20 protein-coding genes are annotated in these 19,175 nt (G+C 46.6%); 9 read left to right on the plus strand and 11 right to left on the minus strand.

Annotated elements, in window-relative coordinates; all coding sequences use genetic code 11:
- Window positions 1-94 precede the first annotated feature (94 nt).
- The 4 genes from C7I86_RS00160 (at window position 95) to C7I86_RS00175 (ending at window position 4,317) form a co-directional block, all read left to right on the plus strand.
- Window positions 95-925, plus strand: coding sequence for an iron-siderophore ABC transporter substrate-binding protein (locus C7I86_RS00160; protein WP_223211317.1), 831 nt, complete (start codon window positions 95-97; stop codon window positions 923-925).
- Window positions 926-1,038: 113 nt separating this feature from the next.
- Window positions 1,039-2,034 (plus strand): iron-siderophore ABC transporter substrate-binding protein, encoded by a 996-nt coding sequence (locus C7I86_RS00165; protein ID WP_020861340.1) that lies wholly within the window; start codon window positions 1,039-1,041, stop codon window positions 2,032-2,034.
- A 4-nt stretch (window positions 2,035-2,038) separates the two neighbouring features.
- Window positions 2,039-2,413 carry a DUF1636 family protein gene (locus tag C7I86_RS00170; protein WP_020861341.1) on the plus strand — a complete coding sequence of 125 codons (375 nt, stop codon included), beginning with the start codon at window positions 2,039-2,041 and terminating at the stop codon, window positions 2,411-2,413.
- 62 nt (window positions 2,414-2,475) lie between these two features.
- Window positions 2,476-4,317, plus strand: a complete 1,842-nt coding sequence (locus C7I86_RS00175; RefSeq protein WP_010871241.1) for an ABC transporter ATP-binding protein — start codon at window positions 2,476-2,478, stop codon at window positions 4,315-4,317.
- Between the two features lie 217 nt (window positions 4,318-4,534).
- Here C7I86_RS00175 and C7I86_RS00180 read toward each other — a convergent pair whose 3' ends face one another.
- From C7I86_RS00180 to psb28, 5 genes are all read right to left on the minus strand, one after another.
- Window positions 4,535-5,470 carry a hypothetical protein gene (locus tag C7I86_RS00180; protein WP_020861343.1) on the minus strand — a complete coding sequence of 312 codons (936 nt, stop codon included), beginning with the start codon at window positions 5,468-5,470 and terminating at the stop codon, window positions 4,535-4,537.
- 124 nt (window positions 5,471-5,594) lie between these two features.
- Window positions 5,595-5,936 carry a DUF5615 family PIN-like protein gene (locus C7I86_RS00185; RefSeq protein ID WP_010871243.1) on the minus strand — a complete coding sequence of 114 codons (342 nt, stop codon included), beginning with the start codon at window positions 5,934-5,936 and terminating at the stop codon, window positions 5,595-5,597.
- Complete coding sequence (locus C7I86_RS00190) at window positions 5,933-6,163, minus strand: DUF433 domain-containing protein (RefSeq protein WP_010871244.1); 231 nt, start codon at window positions 6,161-6,163, stop codon at window positions 5,933-5,935. The genes C7I86_RS00185 and C7I86_RS00190 overlap by 4 nt, the downstream gene beginning before the upstream one ends.
- A gap of 27 nt (window positions 6,164-6,190) precedes the next feature.
- Complete coding sequence (locus C7I86_RS00195; protein WP_010871245.1) at window positions 6,191-7,396, minus strand: DUF4336 domain-containing protein; 1,206 nt, start codon at window positions 7,394-7,396, stop codon at window positions 6,191-6,193.
- A 24-nt stretch (window positions 7,397-7,420) separates the two neighbouring features.
- Window positions 7,421-7,759 (minus strand): photosystem II reaction center protein Psb28, encoded by a 339-nt coding sequence (gene psb28 / locus C7I86_RS00200; RefSeq protein WP_010871246.1) that lies wholly within the window; start codon window positions 7,757-7,759, stop codon window positions 7,421-7,423.
- 14 nt (window positions 7,760-7,773) lie between these two features.
- On the opposite strand from psb28, the gene C7I86_RS00205 reads away from it, so the two are divergent.
- Window positions 7,774-9,423 carry an ATP-dependent DNA helicase gene (locus C7I86_RS00205; protein WP_010871247.1) on the plus strand — a complete coding sequence of 550 codons (1,650 nt, stop codon included), beginning with the start codon at window positions 7,774-7,776 and terminating at the stop codon, window positions 9,421-9,423.
- Window positions 9,424-9,550: 127 nt separating this feature from the next.
- Window positions 9,551-9,892 carry a transposase gene (locus C7I86_RS19480; RefSeq protein ID WP_071822643.1) on the plus strand — a complete coding sequence of 114 codons (342 nt, stop codon included), beginning with the start codon at window positions 9,551-9,553 and terminating at the stop codon, window positions 9,890-9,892.
- On the opposite strand, the gene C7I86_RS00215 is transcribed toward C7I86_RS19480, so the two are convergent.
- Window positions 9,788-10,636 (minus strand): IS630-like element ISTcSa family transposase, encoded by an 849-nt coding sequence (locus C7I86_RS00215; RefSeq protein ID WP_010871248.1) that lies wholly within the window; start codon window positions 10,634-10,636, stop codon window positions 9,788-9,790. The genes C7I86_RS19480 and C7I86_RS00215 overlap by 105 nt on opposite strands.
- Before the next feature lie 344 nt (window positions 10,637-10,980).
- Window positions 10,981-11,625, minus strand: a complete 645-nt coding sequence (locus tag C7I86_RS00220; protein ID WP_223211318.1) for a hypothetical protein — start codon at window positions 11,623-11,625, stop codon at window positions 10,981-10,983.
- 435 nt (window positions 11,626-12,060) lie between these two features.
- Here C7I86_RS00220 and hypD point away from each other — a divergent pair, with 435 nt between their 5' ends.
- The gene (gene hypD, locus C7I86_RS00225; RefSeq protein ID WP_010871250.1) at window positions 12,061-13,185 is read left to right on the plus strand and encodes a hydrogenase formation protein HypD; all 1,125 of its coding nucleotides are present in this window, start codon (window positions 12,061-12,063) and stop codon (window positions 13,183-13,185) included.
- An 11-nt stretch (window positions 13,186-13,196) separates the two neighbouring features.
- Here hypD and rfbD read toward each other — a convergent pair whose 3' ends face one another.
- From rfbD to C7I86_RS00245, 4 genes are all read right to left on the minus strand, one after another.
- Window positions 13,197-14,078, minus strand: coding sequence for a dTDP-4-dehydrorhamnose reductase (rfbD, locus tag C7I86_RS00230; RefSeq protein WP_014407064.1), 882 nt, complete (start codon window positions 14,076-14,078; stop codon window positions 13,197-13,199).
- A 5-nt stretch (window positions 14,079-14,083) separates the two neighbouring features.
- Entirely contained in the window at window positions 14,084-14,752 is a 669-nt protein-coding gene (msrA, locus tag C7I86_RS00235; protein ID WP_010871252.1) for a peptide-methionine (S)-S-oxide reductase MsrA, read from the minus strand.
- Window positions 14,753-14,867: 115 nt separating this feature from the next.
- A complete protein-coding gene (gene glgA / locus C7I86_RS00240; protein ID WP_010871253.1) occupies window positions 14,868-16,343 on the minus strand; it encodes a glycogen synthase GlgA in 1,476 nt (491 codons plus the stop codon).
- Between the two features lie 223 nt (window positions 16,344-16,566).
- A complete protein-coding gene (locus C7I86_RS00245) occupies window positions 16,567-17,178 on the minus strand; it encodes a TetR/AcrR family transcriptional regulator (RefSeq protein ID WP_010871254.1) in 612 nt (203 codons plus the stop codon).
- 98 nt (window positions 17,179-17,276) lie between these two features.
- Here C7I86_RS00245 and C7I86_RS00250 point away from each other — a divergent pair, with 98 nt between their 5' ends.
- The gene (locus tag C7I86_RS00250) at window positions 17,277-17,951 is read left to right on the plus strand and encodes an N-acetyltransferase (protein ID WP_020861345.1); all 675 of its coding nucleotides are present in this window, start codon (window positions 17,277-17,279) and stop codon (window positions 17,949-17,951) included.
- Window positions 17,952-18,051: 100 nt separating this feature from the next.
- Window positions 18,052-19,050, plus strand: coding sequence for an ABC transporter ATP-binding protein (locus tag C7I86_RS00255; RefSeq protein WP_010871256.1), 999 nt, complete (start codon window positions 18,052-18,054; stop codon window positions 19,048-19,050).
- The last annotated feature ends 125 nt before the right edge of the window (window positions 19,051-19,175 follow it).

A 19,175-nucleotide genomic window follows, 5' to 3' on the forward strand; every position in this document is an offset into this window, starting at 1 on the left:
CTGTGTTGGTAGCACCTCACAAAATCTGGATCAATCTACAGAGTTATTGTCCGTAGATTGCAGGATTGTCGAGCATTCCTTGGGAAAAACTTGTGTGCCCCTGGAGCCGCGTCGAGTGGTGGCCCTAGATGGTGCCACGGTGGGTAATTTACTAGCCTTGGGGATGATGCCCGCTGGGGTGGCCAGCAATCTTTTACCCGAAATAACCCGTTTAATTCCCAATGTGCCCCGTTTAGGACAGAGTAGTCAGATCAATTTAGAAACCCTAGCGGTTCTACAGCCTGACTTGATTATCGGGGCCGTCTGGGAAATGAAAGGCATTTATAACAAATTATCGGCGATCGCCCCCACTGTTGCCTTTGAGATGCAAACCCCCGCTGACTGGCAACGTCCATTCCGTTTCGATGGTCAGGTACTGGGCTTAGAAACCCAAGCGGAAAAGGTGCTGGAGCAGTATCAAATGCGTGTAAATAAGTTGAGGGCCCAAGTTAGTGACTCCCCTCTACAGATTTCCTTGGTACGGATTAGGGCCGAGTCGGGACAGATGAGTTTATATCTGAAGAATTGCTTCGGCGGGGCCATTTTGGCTGATTTAGGCTTTGCTCGTCCCCCGTCTCAGGATCAAGGAACTCCAGACCAACCGCCCTTTGCAAAGTCCATTAGCAGAGAATCGATGACCGAAGCTGATGGAGATGTAATTTTTCTGTTCACTTTTGGTCATACTCCACAAATTGCTGCCGCCGCCGAGGCCCAGTTAGAACGCTTGGACACCGACCCCCTCTGGCAGTCCCTTGGGGCGGTGCAGAAAAACCGAGTGTATTCGGTGGGGCACTATTGGGGGGCTGGTAATAGTCCTCTGGCAGCGGACTGGGTATTGGATGACGTGGAGCAGTATCTGTTGGAGGTTCCTGGCAATGGAGTATAAAACAAAACAGATCAGGTTTTGATTTTGGATCGGGGATAGGGGAGGAAGTATGGCATTCCCCGCTTGCGCTTTGCTCAGTTACTCAAGTTGTCGGTAAAACGAGGGTTAGTAGATTGACATTACGATTGTTAAAAAACCAATGGCTTTTCTTTGTTTTTGCCCAACTGCTCCTGATGTTAGTGGTGGCCTGTCAAAATCCCTCTCAACGGGAAGCAGTAAAAAATTCTGAAGATTGCGTCATCGTTAACCAGCCTGAGGATCAAGCCTGTGTCCCAAAAACCATTGATCGTCTCGTTACCTTAGATGGAGCCGCCTTTGAATATGCGATCGCCCTTGGCCTGGAGCCGATCGCCACAGTGCCCAGCAATTTTCAGGCCCAACTGCCAGCCCTAATGACCAATGCTGAAAATATTCAAAATATTGGCAAGGGGGAACAACCCAATTTAGAAGCAATTTTGGGAACAAATCCCGACTTGATTGTGGGGCTAGATTCCCACCAAAGTATTTACCCCCAACTTAGCCAGATTGGGCCGACAGTGCTGTTTCCTTTTGAACATAGTGGACAGTGGAAAGAGGTTTTTGCTTCCGTGGGCAATGCTCTCCACCGGCAGGCCGCCACCCAGTCAGCCTTGGCCGCCTATCAAGCTCGCTCGACGGATTTTCGCACTCAAATGGGCGATCGCCTTGATAATCTGCAAGTTTCCGTCATTCGCCTCTATCCCGATGGCATTAACTTATACCTGAAGGACTCATTTGCCGGTACAGTGCTGCAGGATGCGGGTTTAGCTCGTCCCCCTTCCCAGAATATTAGTGCGGTGGAAGCCCAACAAAAATTTGGCAATCCTATCCAAACCAGAATTAGCCGTGAAGTATTGGAGCAAGCCGACGGAGATGTGATTTTTCTTTGGACAGGGGAAAACACTCCCCAGGGCAATGAGGAAGCGAAAAAACGACTGCAACAACTACAGCAAGATCCCCTCTGGGGTCAACTGAGGGCCGTAAAGGCAGGCAAAGTGTACGAAGTACCAAGCTATTGGATTGGCAGTGGACCGATCGCCGCTAATGCCATCCTCGACGACCTATATAAATACCTTCTTGGAGAAAATTAACCCCATGGCAAAGCATATTTTAGTGGTTTGTAAGGCTTGTGGTGCTAAGGCAGAAAATGACAATTCTAATTCCCCAACAGACGGTATTTGTTTGCTAAATAAGCTTCAAGAATTACATCAAAGATGGGTACGCAAAGATGAACTAAAAATTGAGACCACTTCCTGTTTATGTATTTGTGACAGACCCTGTGCGATCGCCTATGTGGGCACCCATAAACCCACCTACCTTTTCGGGGATTTAGATCCAATCAATGGCGGTAAAGATCTAATCAGCGCCGCTGAACTTTACCTCGACAGCGAAGACGGCATGGTTCCAGCCTACAAACTCCCCGAAGGATTGCGTTCTTGCCGGGTTGCCCGCATTCCCCCTGCCCCCTAGCTGTATTCCCAAGTCTTTTTACCCACACTTTTTAACCCCTATGTCTTAATTTTTTTGCTTCTATGCCACCTATCTATCAACTGCTTTGGCAGATGATCCGCTATGCCCAGAAACTTTATTGGTTGGATACCATATTGTGGCTATTTATTCTGGGAATACCCATAGTACCGGGACTGCTAATTCGTCAGTTTTTTGACACCTTAACCAGCCAAACCCAAATTAAGGAATCTCCCTGGGTCTGGATTGGCCTATTTTTAGCGGTGGGACTAGGCAGAATGGCGGCAATTTTTACTGGGCGGATCACAAAAACCCAACACCGCTTTTTGATGAGTGGATTGGTGCGCCACAACCTGTTCCAGGGATTATTGCATCGCCCTGGGGCAGAACTAGCCAGCGGAGCAGTGGACGGCCAGAAGGTTTCCCCTGGGGAAATGCTGAGCTATTTTCGCGATGATGCTCTACAGATTGAAGACACAGTGGTGGGCACTAATGAAATCTTTGCCGCTGGGGTGTTTGCGGTGGTTTCCGTGGCCCTACTGTTGAGCGTCAACAGGGAAATGACCTTACTGGTTTTTGTGCCCCTATGTCTAATCACTGCCCTGGCCCACCACGCTGAGCATCGCCTGAAACGTTATCGCCGAGCCAGTCGCCATGGAACTCAACAGGTAACCGGATTCATTGGGGAGATGTTTACCGCTGTGCAGGCCATCAAGGTGGCCGGGGCCGAAACTGAAATGTTAGAGGAACTAAGAAAAAGAGGCGATCTCCGCCGTCGTTTAATGGTGCGAGACCAGGTTTTTAATGCCATCCTCAATTCCGGCTTTGAAAATACTGTCAGCATTGGTACCGGACTAATTTTACTTTTAGCGGCCCAAAGTCTTGGTCCCCAAGGTAACTTCACTGTGGGAGATTTTACCCTCTTTGTTTACTACCTCTCTTTTGTGAGTGATTTTTTAGCTTTTTTTGGGGTTTTTCTTGCTTCTGTGAAACAAAGTGAAGTCTCCTTTGAGCGCATGGCAGTTTTAGTCAACGGTGGTGAATGCCCTTCTCCTAGCACAGTTAATCCCACCTCCTTTCCCCTCACCTATCCCCATCATCTCTATCTCAAACCTATTTTGGGCTCCCAACCGGCCTTACCTCCCCTCTCAACCCCAGCCCAAACCGATCCTTTACAAGAACTAAGAGTAGAAGGATTAGTTTACCATTATCCAGGCAGTGACAATGGCATTGCTGATATCAGCTTTAGCTTACAACGGGGCAGTTTGACGGTAATTACGGGACGGGTGGGGGTAGGTAAAACAACCCTAATTCGCACGCTACTAGGGCTACTGCCCAAACAATCAGGCAAAATTATTTGGAATGGCTTGGAAATTGCCGAACCAGCGACTTTCTTCGTTCCGCCTCGGGCCGCCTACACTCCCCAAATTCCCCAATTATTCAGCACTTCTCTACGAGAAAATTTGTTGCTGGGACTAGCAGATGATGTTTCACCGGAGCAATTAAACCAGGCGATCGCCACCGCTGTTTTTGAGCAGGATTTGGCTCTGATGCCCAAGGGTCTTGATACCCAAGTAGGAACAAGGGGAGTTCGACTTTCCGGTGGCCAGAAACAACGGGTAGCGGCGGCCAGGATGCTCGTTCGTCAACCGGAATTACTGGTGTTTGACGACCTTTCCAGCGCTCTGGATCTGGAAACTGAACAAAAACTATGGCGGCGCCTATTTAGCACTGGGCACCAACGTCATTCTGCTGTTTACACCCCCACTTGCTTGGTAGTTTCCCATCGTCCATCGGTCATAGAGCAGGCTGATACGATCGTTTTGCTAGAAGCTGGAAGGATTGTTTTTTCTGGCACTCCAGCTCAGTTTAATCGGGAAATGATGGGAAAAAATATTGTTTTTTAGTCTCTATTTCTAAGTCCATGATGAGACTTCAGTCAAGGCTATGGCCTGGGCAACTCGCACTCTAATTAATGGTCTGGAGATTCACTGCGGAAAGTCTAACGAGGAATTACCTATGGGATCGCCATGGCAAACCTGCCGACGAAATTGGCGATCGGGCTAAATAAGAGTTAGATAACATCTAATTATTCGATATAAATAAGACGATGCTCAATTTCAACTAAAGTTGCATATACACAAGCCAATATAACGGCAAATTTTCCTTTGTTGAAATCGTTTTTTTGCCGGTATCATGAGAAAATTCATTAGAAAATTTTGCTACTTTTGCAAGTAAATCTCTAATGTGACTTTCGCGCGTATACTTAACTATTGCAATTAGATCACCAAGGAAGACTTGAGAATATTCCTTAGATATTTTAAGACCTTTTGAACAACACTCAACCTTAAGAAGGTACTCCATAGCTCTTCTCACAGAATTGACCTTTTCTGATACTTCATCATGGGAGAATTCATCAATTTCATCGAAAGAATCTAGGATTTTTCTAATACGTATCAAGGCTACATGAACATTCTTCCAGTACAAAAATCTCTTGGAATGAGCGGATGATATTCCAGAAGCTTTTGGCATCATTACTAGCGAATAGAGTGGAGTACAATGGAAGTCTATTACCTCGTAGTGACCACTAACTTTTCGAATAACTCTCTTCTTAAAGAAACCATTGTCATATATCTCAATCTCATCTGTACCAAATCTATACAAATTTTTTATTTCTTTTGATGTTTTTGCATACCCATTTATTATAAACAAGGCTGATTCTTTTGCTGGCACTGGAAGAATTGTATTTATTTGTAATGCACATGAATATAAAGATGCGGGAAACAAGGACTGCCTAAGCTCACGCCGCCTCTCTGTTTCGACTAGCTTTCTGAAATCATGCCATACAAGGGTAAGAATCTCTGATTTTTCATCAAAGGAAAAACTTTCAATAACATCCCAGTTTTCCATGTCTAAAAAATCAACAATTATTAAACCTCCTGTTGCTTCAAGAAGATCTTTAAAAAAATCTGCGACTTGAACTCTATTAGATATATTCTTGTTTCCATATTTTTCTGCAAGACCTTTAAAAATCTTATGGCTGTCTTTTATTGGATCCATGCAGATTCTCCTTGGGCGGATAACATACAAATAATGAGGGTAAAATGGACTTTCTAGATCCACCTTATATCTCATTATAGAGAATGATTTATTATTCGTGGAATTGTTGGTTGAGAACTATGTACTAATCTGGCCATGAAAGAGCAAGCAAAGACGAATTTTTATCTTCATAAAATAATTGGATCATCCTAAATTCTCGACGCAGTAAATTTTCAACCTGTGAAGTAGAGCAGTTTCCTAATCGAAGCCAAATAACTTTGGGAGGGCTACCAAACACCAGACTAAGATCGTGCATGTCTGCATCTTTAGAGACAATCATTAAGTCATTATTTTTTGCATAATCCCAAACGATAGGATCAATTGTTGCCTCCATTCCAACATTTCGCACATGAAGGGAATTAGGAAAAAGATCGCCCAATTGAATGGGCAATTTAGGAGAGAGATTTTCGTCAAACAATAATTTCATGCAGACAGGGGAGAAATCATCAATCGACGTTCACGGTCGGCTGCATAAGCAATACAAGCCTTCAAATCTTCTTTAGTTAAATCTGGAAAATCTTCGAGAATTTCCGCCTCAGTCATCTCAGACGCTAAATATTCGAGTACTTCATAAACAGTGATACGTAAACCGCGCACACAAGGTTTACCTCCTCGTTTATTGGGTTCAATCGTAATGTAGTTTCTGTAGTTCATTGTAAATCCTCGCTAATTTTTTATAGTTTATTCACGTTTACTAGTCGGTGGTGGGGTGATGCGCCAACGTACCAGGAATTGGTCAATGCGTTGCAGAATTTGCCGATCTTCTTGGGGTAATGACTCTTCATTGTCAGAGAAAGACTTTTGTAAAAAGCTAAAGGCTTGGCGGATTTGCTCTCCATTGGTAGCCACTGGGGCAGAAAAGTGACAGGGAATGAGGGTTTCCACCGGCCAGCTAGTAATTTTTTCTACCCATTGCCATACGGCTTCCGGTTCCCGGTTGAGAATTAGCTCTTGCAAAATGGGAGCCACCCGTACTTTGCCGCCGCCCCACAGGGTTTGAAAAGTGTTCTGCCAATCCCTGCGCCACCGAAATGGGTACAAACCAAAATAATTTTCCCGACGGCGATCGCCAACTTGTTTTGCTTCTTGCCACACCTGGTTCCAATTAGGTACTTCTAGGGTACTAGCTTGGAAATAGAGAGCAAATAAACAAATGCGTTGCCACCCCTTGGCTCGATTGGCGAGATTATCTTCCGGGCGATCGCCAGCCTTATCCCTGGCATGGAACATTAGGGGAGTGGGGTCTAGTTCCAAGACCGGGGGGGGATTTTCCGACAAAACCAACAGGGTATCCGTCACCAGTAAAGTATGACTAGACCAATGGAAAAAAGCCACTTCGCCAAACTTGCCCAGGCGTAAATCCAACGGCCCGAGGTAAGCGTAATCAAATTCCCCGGCAAAGGGAGTTTCGCTACTATCAGCGGGCAAAATTTTCGTTCGATCGCCTGGAAATCCCAACCAACTGAGAGGTAAATTAAGGGGAAAACTCCATTGGCCTGGGGCTACATAGACCGTTGCTTCTGGACAATGGCGAGCTAGAGACGGTACATTAGCCTTATGTTCCAACCCGGAAATGGTGGGTAGGATAATATACTTCACTGGGCCATATTTGGCCGTTAGTTGCCCCAACAATTGCAAACATTCTGCCGTGGGGGCAATGGGAGAGTAAATTAGCAATCCCCCCGTGTTCAGGCGCACCACCGTCATGCGGATGGGTACTACCACATAAAAAATTCCCTGTACCTGCTCCAACACCCAGATAGTGTCCGGTACCACTTCCCGCACCAAAGTTTGCCTTTGACTGTAGGGATAAATGGGCACCAGATACCAGTAGGGCCAGGTCTGACTGGGCTGGGAAGATCGGGAAAGGGACTGCCGCATCGTCACCGAGGAGGATGAAAAATTGAAAAATTATTCAGATTTGGAAAAACCTAAGCCATTTTCTGCGCCGTAGCGCTCCATAAAGCGCATAAAACGGTCCCATTCCGGTTGGGAATTGAGGATCACCGTGGCCTCGATCGCCGTAGGACGGCCATTGATAAATTTGCCCTTTACTTCCCTGGTGATAATTTCCCCTTCGTCGTCGATTAAATACATGCCGGTAATATCATCGGTGCTTTCTTTCGCTAGAATTGTCGGTTCCAAGAAATAGAATTTTGCCATGCCGGACTGCCCATTCTTCGACTTGCTGAGGCGCACTTCTGGGACAACGGTTTCTGCAACTCCCTTGGAAAATTGAATTTCAGCCATGTTTTTTTACCTTAATGACATTAATTTCGTTAACTCCCCATCATGGCATAGATCCCGGTAGTGGCCGAAAAAACACCCCCATGGGACTACTCGAAACCCAAGTTCACCACCTGCTCAAAGCCCAACAGCGCCAACAAACCATTCCCCCCTGGCCCCATTCGTTAACCATGGGTCGTTTGGTATCCCGGGCCCTGCGACTACGGCGATCGGCCTTGATTCAAACTGGTTGTTTGCCCCCCACCTACGGCCCCAGTTATCTATTGCCCTGTTTACTTAGTGATCAGCCCATTCGCCTGGTCACCACCCCCAAACGTAAGCAAGATTTGGAAACGGCTATTTTGCCCGCTTTGCAAATGGCCCTACAAAGTAATGATCCCGATTTGGTCATCACCTGGCCGGAAATTGTTACGCCTGACCAATGGCTACAAGAGAATTTAGGGCCATTGCCCCATATTGCCCCCGCCTTAACGGCGATCGAGCAGGTAGAACATTTAGAAGATTGGACCAGGGATTTTCTTTCCCATCACCTAGATTGGAACACCCTCCAACCCCTTTTTGCCCAAACTCCCCAGGGCCAAGACCAAGTTCTAACCCATTGGAGCCGCCTCAGTCAGTCCCTCTTTGCCCGCCCCATCAACCCCCATGGTTTTTATCCCTTGGATGGAGAAGAATTAAAGGAGTTAAATCAGGCGGTAACGGAACAGTTGACGATTAGTCAGGGTGAAAATGCCATTAAGCAAGAAAATATTCAGAAAATTCAGCAGTTTTGGCAGTTTTGGCAAGAACAAACCGATAACCATCTCCTCTGGGCCGAAGTGGACCGACAGCAGGGCAGAATCAGTCTCCACGTCAGTCCGGTCAATGTACAGCCCTGGCTACAGCCGATTTGGCAAAGCTCCGATCAAGGTCAGGGAGATTTTATTGATGGAGGCCAAGACAGCGATCAAGCCGCCTTTGTCCTCATCGGCAGTTTTTTAGACGCTGAGAAAACCGCCCCCACCTATTGCAAAACTTTGGGTTTGGGAAATTTACTCTGCTTAAAGTTTTCTCCCCACCGTCTCCAGGATGCGTTAACCATTTACCTCCCCGATCGCCTACCCTTACCCAATACCCCAGCCTTCCAAACCACTTTGCTAACGGAAATCGAACGCATTTTGACAGAAATCATGGCGGTGCAACCGGACACCTTTGTGGTGATTTTGCTTGACGATTTACCGCTCAAAGCCCAATTAGGCAGTCAACTAGCGGCCAAATTAGGCTCTGGAGTGAAAGTGGAACCGACCCCCAACTTTGCTCCTGGTATTTTGGTGGCGGGCTGGCAATATTGGTGTGCTCAAAGAGAAAAGTTTCCCCCGCCGGCCCTGCTAATTCTGGGCACTTTGCCCATTCCTTCCCTGGAAAATCCCCTGGTGGCCAAACGAGTACAACACCACAAACGCCACCATCAAGACTGGTTCCGGGACTATTTACTACCAGTGGCATTGAAAGATTTACAGCAGGCAGTGTTACCCCTACGAGAGTCCGGCGGTTGGTTAGCTATCTTGGATGACCGGGTCAATTCCCGCAGTTACGGCCGGGAAGTGCTCAAAGCCCTAGCGCCCTACGGCAAAAGGAATTATTTTGATCCCCAGGATTTGCCCCAGGTGACAACAGCTCAGAAGTGATTTCTAAAAAAAATATAAAGAAAAGAGGATAGAAGAAATCTATTTTTGAGAGTTTCACAAGCATTTCTCCTCACTGGAGGTGGTCTATGTAGACCAAGGGTATTGAGAGGAAAATTTTGCTTGGGCAATGAGGCAATTGTGTGGAGATTCAGTGCGAATTGGGGTCGTTAAGCGTTCATCCAAAGAATTTGAACTTTTAGCCAAGCGTTGGGTGATAGAGCGTACTTTTGGTTGGTTAAATCGCTATCGGCGATTAAACAAGGATTGCGAACTTTATACCGAAATAAGTGAAGCAATGATTTATGGTGTCCTCATCCGTATAATGCTTTCTCGTATTATAGTAGTTTCAAATAAAGCTGAGACGCTAAACGCCACAGTAAGAACGGATAATTTCATCAAGAGACGTGTCAATAGGAGCGTACATTCTAGCTCGTTTCAAGGCACTAAAGTCATGCTCAATATCATTTAAATCAGGAGAATATTTCGGCAAAAAAAGAACTTCATGACCTGCTTCTTTAGCCAATTCTTTAATGGCAGTTTTACGATGAATAGGAGCATTATCCATTATTAATATTGATGGAATGTCGAGGGAGGGTAGCAAATATAATTTTAACCATCCTTCAAAGCCTTCTGCATTCAAACTCCCGGTAAAAACCATCGGCGCAATCAAATCTTTTTTTCCTTTTCTTCTCCCTGCTACTAGATTTTCTCTGACTCCCCTTTTTCCTTGTCTATCTCCATAAACTTTTTTTCCTTTTTTTGACCAGGCATAAATACAAGCCTGGATTGCTTCGAATCCAGATTCATCTATGTAAACTATAGCTTGACTACCATAGAGCTTAATTAGTTCTCTTAACATTCTATAGTACTTAACTCGTTCCTCCCGGTTTCTTTCTCGATAACGTAGTTCTTTTTTTTTTCTGTTTATTTTCATTTTCTTTAATGCGTAATATACGGCACTCGGCCTCACTCCAAATTTCTTGGCTCTGTCTATCAATCTTGCATCGGGATTTTCTTCTACGTCTTTTTTTAGAGCTTCCCAGTCTAATTTCCTATGGCGACGCTCTACTTTTGTTGGGCTTAAATCTACTCTATTTAACCATCTGTATATCGAGGCTTTTCCTATTTTATATATCTTGGAAGCCTCAGTTATTTTTCCTCCAGCTTCTATATAAGCTACTACCCTTTGCCTTAAATCTAAACTGTAAGCCATTGTTTAAACCTGTTCATTTTGTACACTCCATAATTTTACATTAAATTCTCTCATCGTTAATTGAAATGACTATACCTCTTAATTTTTACTTTAGAAACTATAGCGAAGATCAAGACGGTTAGAACCAACAGTCACTGAAACCTTCTCGGAATAAGCATTTTGAAATTGAAACTGTCCCAAATAACTCACTTTTTGCTATAGCTCTTAATATTGGGATAATTTTGTTGATGGGTGGTTGAAACTACAATTTTTCCAGTGTGGTCGGTCATAAATTAGTCAGACAATCAAATAATTAAAGCAATTTAGATCAGATTTTTAGCAATAACTGTTGAGCCCATTGCCCGCTAGCTATCCGAGTTGTGATGGTAGATAATTTTGTGGGTAATTTGACTGTGGCTATAGAAGGGTTTGGCTGCGTGTAAAATTTCCGTGACCCAGTTGAGGGTCATGATGGCGTCTAAATAATCTCCCCTACTATTCTTGGCGATGGGATGATCAAGGAAGGCAACTGCCAATTCTTGCATTAACGCCCTAGCAGTGCCGCTCCCATAGGAACTTTCGTCCGATGATTGCTTATGAAAGTCCCAGTCAATAATCCAGGTAAGAATTTTTGCTTTGGCTTGGTTAACCCGATAAGCTTTAATGCGGTGGGTGTATTTGGTGATATCAACATTGCGTTTTTGACGAATATATCGGTCTGCTTTGCGGAGATAACCTTTGCTCGCTTCTTGTAAAATTTCTTGGTCTAACATTTTATTGAATTCCCGCAGGTTATCTAGGGTAATAAGAATAGAACCAACGGAAGTTTGATAGCGTACTTGGAAAGCGGCAATGGTAAATTCATGGCTGGGAGGCAGTCGGTATAATTCCCCTTTTTGATCCAAGGATTTTTTGATCAAACTAACTTTGTCTACAGATGAAGCTTCGGCTTTGGTTTGGCGGTTAAGAATGGTATCTAACCCTTGCTGCACCAAGGACTCAACTTTCATACTACTTAGCTTTGAAAGATCAAAGTTCATTTTAACTAAGCCAACTGGTGAATGGGAGGAAAAAGGTAGTGGAAAAGAGAGAATTTTAGCGTGGTATTTTTCTATCGTAAAAAGATATTAAAGATGCCACCAACTAACCCTTCAAATAAGATTTCTCCATTCCTACTTTAGCAATTGAATTTCTTATTTGGAGCCATTGCCTGGGGAATAAAAAACGAACTAGGGTGGGGGTGGGCAAAGAGCCATTATTCAGTTCAAAAAATTATCCTTACTACCCATTTGACTGGGCACTTGTCAAGAATCGGCCTCTTATGGAGGAGGGCTAGGGAAATTTGACATCACTTTCAAACTTTGTCAACACCCTCTAATTTGGGCGAAACGAACTGTTACTGAAAATTTTCGTTAACCTTGGAATCAGTTCGCCAAGTTTTAGCCATGAAATACGTTGATGAATATCGGGATGCCCAGGCGGTGGCCCATTACCGTCAGGCGATCGCCAGGGAGATAACCAAACCTTGGACGCTGATGGAGATTTGCGGCGGCCAGACCCACAGCATTGTCAAATATGGCTTGGATGCTTTGTTGCCGAAGAATTTGACTCTGATCCATGGTCCCGGCTGTCCTGTGTGCGTCACTCCGATGGAATTAATTGACCAGGCTTTGTGGTTAGCTAAGCAACCGGAGATCATTTTTTGTTCCTTTGGCGATATGTTGCGGGTGCCCGGCAGTGGGGCGGATTTGCTGAGCATTAAAGCCCAGGGCGGCGATGTGCGCATTGTCTATTCTCCTTTGGATTGTTTGGCGATCGCCAGGGAGAATCCTAATCGGGAAGTGGTATTTTTCGGAGTAGGTTTTGAAACTACAGCCCCTGCCACGGCCATGACTCTCCACCAAGCTAGGGCCCAGGGAATTAGCAATTTCAGTTTACTTTGCGCCCATGTATTGGTGCCCCCGGCTATGGAGGCTTTATTAGGCAATCCCAATTCCCTCGTGCAGGGCTTTTTGGCGGCAGGGCATGTCTGTACGGTGACCGGGGAAAGGGCCTATCAACATATCGCTGAAAAATACCAAGTACCCATTGTCATCACTGGCTTTGAACCTGTGGATATTATGCAGGGCATCTTTGCCTGTGTGCGCCAACTGGAGTCGGGACAATTCACCTGCAACAATCAATATCGGCGATCGGTCCAACCCCAGGGCAATGCCCATGCTCAGAAAATTATTGACCAAGTGTTTGAGCCAGTCGATCGCCATTGGCGGGGTTTGGGATTAATTCCGGCCAGCGGTTTGGGTTTAAGGCCAGCATTTGCCCCCTGGGATGCCGCAGTTAAATTCGCCAATTTATTGCAAACCATGGCCCCAACGATGGGAGAAACAGTGTGTATTAGCGGGGAAATTTTACAGGGACAACGGAAGCCCAGCGATTGTCCAGCCTTTGGTACTATCTGCACCCCAGAACAACCCTTGGGGGCTCCCATGGTTTCCTCGGAAGGAGCCTGTGCCGCCTATTACCGTTATCGCCAACAATTACCGGAACCAGTGGGAGCGGCCAGAGTTTAGTTTTGCTGGGATCAGACAATCCCCTCACTGATAGCTTGGTGGAGCATGGCCCGTAACGAAGCCCGCCAATGGGGAGGGGCAGAACCCAAAGTTTCTACTATTTTTTGATGGGATAAAACAGAATAGGCTGGCCGTCGGGCCGGGGTGGGATAGGCAGCTGTGGCAATGGGCACCACCTGACGCACCTTAAGGGGAATACCTAGATTTTCAACTTCCTCAAAAATAGCCACGGCAAAATCGTACCAACTGGCCACCCCACTGTTGCTGTAGTGGTAAATGCCCTGGGCCCGTTGTTCCGTCAAAGCGGCGATCGCCTCGGCCAGATCCTTTGCCCAGGTGGGCCCACCAATTTGATCCGCCACCACCCTGACTTTTTGCCGTTCTTTGCCTAAACGCACCATGGTTTTGACAAAATTGCCCGATCCATGGACTCCATAAACCCAGGCAGTGCGGACAATAAGAAAATTACAACCACTGTCGGCAATGGCTATTTCCCCCTGGAATTTGCTTTGGCCATAAACCCCGAGGGGATTGGTGGCATCCGTTTCTCGGTAGGGAGAACTCTGGCTACCATCAAACACATAGTCAGTGGAAATATGCACCACATAGGCACCGATTTCCTTGGCCACTTTGGCGATCGCCTGGGGAGCAAGGGCGTTAACTGCGTAGGCTAATTCCGGTTCTGTTTCGGCCCTGTCCACAGCAGTATAGGCCGCGGAGTTGACAATAATGTCCGGGGCAAAAGCACGAATTTTCTCCCCTAAGACATCCGGCTGGGCCAAATCAAAGCTAGCCCTAGTTGCTTCTTGCACTGAACCAAAACAGGACAAAGGAATGGCTAATTCTCGTCCCACTTGCCCCGCTGAACCTAATAACAGGATTTTGCTCGCCAACCTAACTAAGCTCCCAGGGAAACTTCTGTGCCAATGGGGCAGGCCACATTAGTGCCCCCCAAACCGCAGTAACCATTGGGGTTTTTCGCCAAATATTGTTGGTGATAGTCTTCAGCGTAATAAAAATCCGGGGCTGGTAAAATTTCCGTGGTAATTTCCCCGTAGCCTGCCTGTTGCAGAGCTTGCTGATAGGCTTGCTTCGATGCCAAAGCGGCCTGTTGTTGGGCTTCGGAATAGGTGTAAATGCCAGAGCGGTATTGGGTACCCACATCATTGCCCTGGCGCATGCCCTGGGTAGGGTTATGGCTTTCCCAAAAGACTTTGAGCAATTGGTCGTAACTCACTTGCTGGGGATCAAAGGCTACTAAAACCACTTCGTTATGGCCAGTCATACCCGTACAAACTTCTTGGTAAGTGGGATTGGGGGTATAACCAGCCGCATAACCAACAGCGGTGCTGTAAACTCCAGGTATTTGCCAAAATTTGCGTTCTGCTCCCCAAAAACAGCCTAAACCAAACAGAGCCGTTTCCATTCCCTGGGGAAAGGGAGCTTTGAGAGGATTGCCGTTGACAAAATGCTTATCTGGCACGGGCATAGTGGCCGATCGCCCGGGTAATGCTTCATTGGGGGCAACCATGGCAGTTTTTTTACCGAATAAATCGAAGAATCCCATAATGCTTAAGTTGTTGTTATTTATCTAAGTGCGGATAATACTGAACGAAGCTTTGACCAACTGCTTTGACTCCGCCTCTGAACTAGTGTAACGAAACTGTTACAAACCCGAGGTGTTAAGCCCGGATGTATTCGTAGGCTTCCACATATTGGAGCCCTGGTTTATTCCAAGAGTAGTCGTAGGCCATGCCCTGCAAGGCCAAGGTTTTAAAAGCCACGGGATCATCCTTATACAAGGCGATCGCCCGACTGAGGGCCGTTTCCAGGGCATACTCATCCGGTTGATAGAAAACAAAACCATTACGTTTCTCCGGGGGATGGTTCTGGTCATAATCCCGGTCGAAAACAGTATTTACCAAACCGCCTACTCCCCGCACCACCGGAACGGCCCCATAACGCAGACCAATCATTTGGGTCAAACCACAGGGTTCGTAGTTACTGGGCACCACAATAATGTCCGCCGCTCCGTAAATTAAGTGGGCCAGCTCCTCGTCAAAGCCCAACTCTAGATGGACATTGGGGTTATCGTTGAGATGTTGTTTTTCATGCCAGAACCATTTGCTCAGATTGGGTTCGGTGGCGGAGCCGAGCAGGACAAATTGCGCTCCCTGGCTGAGGGCGTAGTAGATGGAGTGATGCACCAAGTGCACACCTTTTTGTCCATCCAAGCGGCCAATAAAGCAGAGCATGGGTTTTTTATCATCCGTTTCTAACAGTAATCTTTCCCGTAACGCTTGCTTATTTTTTGCCTTATCGCCAAAGGTTTTGACACTGAAGTTACTCGCCAGTAAAGGATCAATTTCTGGGTTCCACACTTCGTAATCCAAACCGTTCAAAATACCGCCGAATTTTTGCTGATGGATTTCCAGGGTATGGCCCAAGCCACAGGAAATATCGGAAAAACGGGCTTCCCAAGCATGGTGGGGGGAAACGGTGTTGACATAGTTGGAGTAGACAATGCCCCCCTTCATGAAGTTAATCGCATTGGGATTGAAATTATCCTGCAGGCGATCGTAGCTGAAATAATAACTGTCATTATTGAGCCCAGTGGCGTGGAGAATATTGGCTCCAGCAATACCCTGGTGTTTGAAATTGTGGATGGTGTAACAAACCCGTTGATGGTCCATGCCATGGAAACGGTAAATTTCATACAACAACACCGGCACCAGTCCCGTTTGCCAATCGTGGCAGTGGATAATGTCTGGGCGTTTGTTACTGCGTAGCAAAAACTCCATGGCCGCCTTGGAGAAAAAGGCAAAGCGCATATGGTCGTCTAGAGCGCCATAATAATGACCCCGATTGAAAAAGTTATCAGAAGATTTGGGCTGAATGAAGAAGCAGAGCCTACCGTGAACCCAGCCACAAAAAACATCACAGAAGATTGAGCTTCCATACCAGGGCACCTCTAGGTTGCGGTAAGCATCGTGTAAACCCCAGATGTGGTCATAGCGCATGCAATCGTACATGGGTAGGATTAGCTCGACGCAATGGCCCCGCAGTTCCAATTCACGGCTTAGGCCGTAAATAACATCCCCCAATCCCCCAGCCTTAATGACGGGGGCGCATTCTGAGGCAATTTGAACGATGTACATAGAGGCTCCTGATAGCGGTTTTTACTCGACTTCGGCTCGACGGCGATCGAGTTGATTGTATTTTCCTATATTGCCCCTCCCTTGCAAGCACTGGAGGAGAATTCCCCTGGCCAAGGGGCGATCGCCACCGGAAATTAAAAGATTAAGTTAGTCAAGTAAAAGATTTGGTTCACTACCCATTTTGGGTCATGGGCCTGGCTTTTTTTAGCCCAAGAATGAAAAACTAACCGTAGTGATGATGCCGTACCAGTAATGTTTCCACCAAGCATTGGGCAGTTGTAAGCCTTTCTGGATCGTTAGACTGGGCTACCCAGGCGGCCAACTCATTCAAGGAACCATTGACCAAGTGGGCAAAACCCTCAGCATCGACGGCGTCAAGTTCTCCTTCGGAAACGGCGGTCTGAATCGACCCATGGAGCAAACCAAAGCCATATTGATCAATTTCGGTCAGGTCATCCGCTGCCAAAACTGCGGGAGCTTCCACAAATACCAAGCGCCGCAGTTCATCCTGCTGGGCAACTTCCAGAAATGCTCGACAGCCGACGATTAACTGTTGCCAATTATTATCTAGGGGTTGAACTTTCGTTTGGATATAGTCGGTGATTTCTTCGTAGGCCTCGACGATGACAGCTTTAAACAGCCCCCGCTTGTCCCCGAATTGATGATATAAAGCTCCCCTGGTAATGGCTAGCTCACTGATAATTTCTTCGGTGCCAGTGGCGGCGTACCCCTTGGTGGCAAACAGGTGACGGGCCCGGTCAAGGATGGCGCGGCGAGTGCGTCGAGTTTGTTCTGCTTTGGTTAACTTAGCCGGCATGGTGGATGGATTTAACATTCAGACAGTATGTATCTTGACAAGAAAAAAAACTTCCCCTACTTTTGAGATACATACAGATTGTATCTTTTACGCAAAACTTTCCCCAAGGGGTCGTGATGTCAACCACGCTAAATACCCGTCAAGCAACCACTGCTGACATTCCATTTCTGGCTAGGATTGAGTACGAGGCTTCCCTACCACCTTTAAATCACTGCTTTTGGGACGATTTGTTGGATGGTACTGGCACCACCGCATTGCAGTTTATCGAGGCGGAACTAAAGGCTGATGCTTGCAATTGGGGCAATGTGCCGGATTTTCTGATTTTGGAAGCTGGGGGCCAACCAGTTGCGGCCGCCGCCGGATATGTACCAGGGACGGATGATTACTGTCCATTATGCCTATCCCAGCTAGGGGCGATCGCCAAGGAGTTGAACTGGGGAGAAGAAACCCTAGAGGGTTTTCGTGAGCATTATGTGGGGCTTTGGGGAGGGAATTTACGGCCATTGTTTCTCACACCCCAGGCAACCTGGATTATCGAAAATGTGGCCGTATTACCGGAGGCCCGGGGCCAAGGTTTTGGCAAAGCGTTACTAAGGGCTTTATTGGCCAAAGGGCGATCACAGGGCCATGAATTTGCTGGCATTATGGTAATCAATGGCAATGACAGAGCCCGCCATACCTATGAATCTGTGGGGTTTAAACCTTACCAAACCTTTTACAAAGATTATTTCTGGGAACAATTTAAGATTGATTTTCCCGGTGTTACCAAGTTTGGTATGCGTCTCAACTAAAAAAGATAACTACCATGTTTGACAAGGGGTGAAACTGGCTGGCTTTAATCATTGGTAATCGGTGGTTGGACTATGATCAATTCACCCACACTTTTTCACTGTGTCCCCCATGGAATTAACCCCTGAAACCAAGGCCGCTGTGGTTACCCAAGGTTTGACCAAACGTTTCGATCGCCAGGGGGCGGTGACCAATGTGGATTTAAGCATTGCGGAGGGTGCCGTGTACGGTCTGATGGGTCCCAATGGGGCGGGGAAGACTACCCTAATCCGTATGTTGGCCACTGCGGAAGAACCCACCAAGGGGGAAATTTATTTATTTGGCGATCGCCTGGTAGCGGGGGCAGACAATTTACGCATCAAACAATATTTGGGCTATTTGCCGGACGATTATCCCCTCTATGAAGACTTGAACGTTTGGGATTATCTCGATTACTTTGCCCGGTTATATCATTTGAAAAATCCTGGCCGTCGCCACCGCATCCAGGAAGTGTTGGAGCTAGTGCAACTAACCAGTAAGCGCCACAGCCGCATTAACAGTCTTTCCCGGGGGATGAAACAACGGTTAAGTTTGGCCCGCACCATTATCCATGAGCCCATTTTACTCCTGCTGGATGAGCCGGTTTCCGGGCTGGATCCCCTCGCTCGGCAACAATTTCGTGACATTATTCGGGTGTTGCAGGCCGCTGGCATGACCATTCTGATTTCCTCCCATGTGCTCAGTGACCTGGCTGAACTCTGCACGGCGATCGGGGTGATGGAACTAGGTTGTTTGGTGGAAAGTACCACTTTGGCAGATTTATATAACCGGCTGGGGCAGCGCACTATCTCCATCTTCCTATTGGAGGGAGTAGAGCAATTGCAGGATTGCCTGAAGAATCAACCCGGTGTGGAGGATTGGCAGATAAACTATGACCAGGGAGATCAGCCAAATTCCGCCCCAGGTACCCACTGCTCTGTGATTTTTTCTGGTTCCCCGGAAGACAGCGCCAACCTGCTCAGAAATTTGATCTATGCTGGTTGTCGAGTCAGTCAATTCCATTGTCAACAGGAGGATTTAGAAAGTATTTTCCTCAAACTAGGACATCAACAGGTTTCTTGACAGTATCAACGGCTGTTCTGCCCTGGTTAAGACTGATAATTTAACTATTTTCTTCTCAAATTACCGTTAATTTATTCATCACTAAATCTCTCTCTGTCTAGTTGATTTATTTTCCATTTATCTGA

This window comes from Synechocystis sp. IPPAS B-1465, from assembly GCF_003015225.1.
Classification (GTDB): Bacteria; Cyanobacteriota; Cyanobacteriia; order Cyanobacteriales; family Microcystaceae; genus Synechocystis.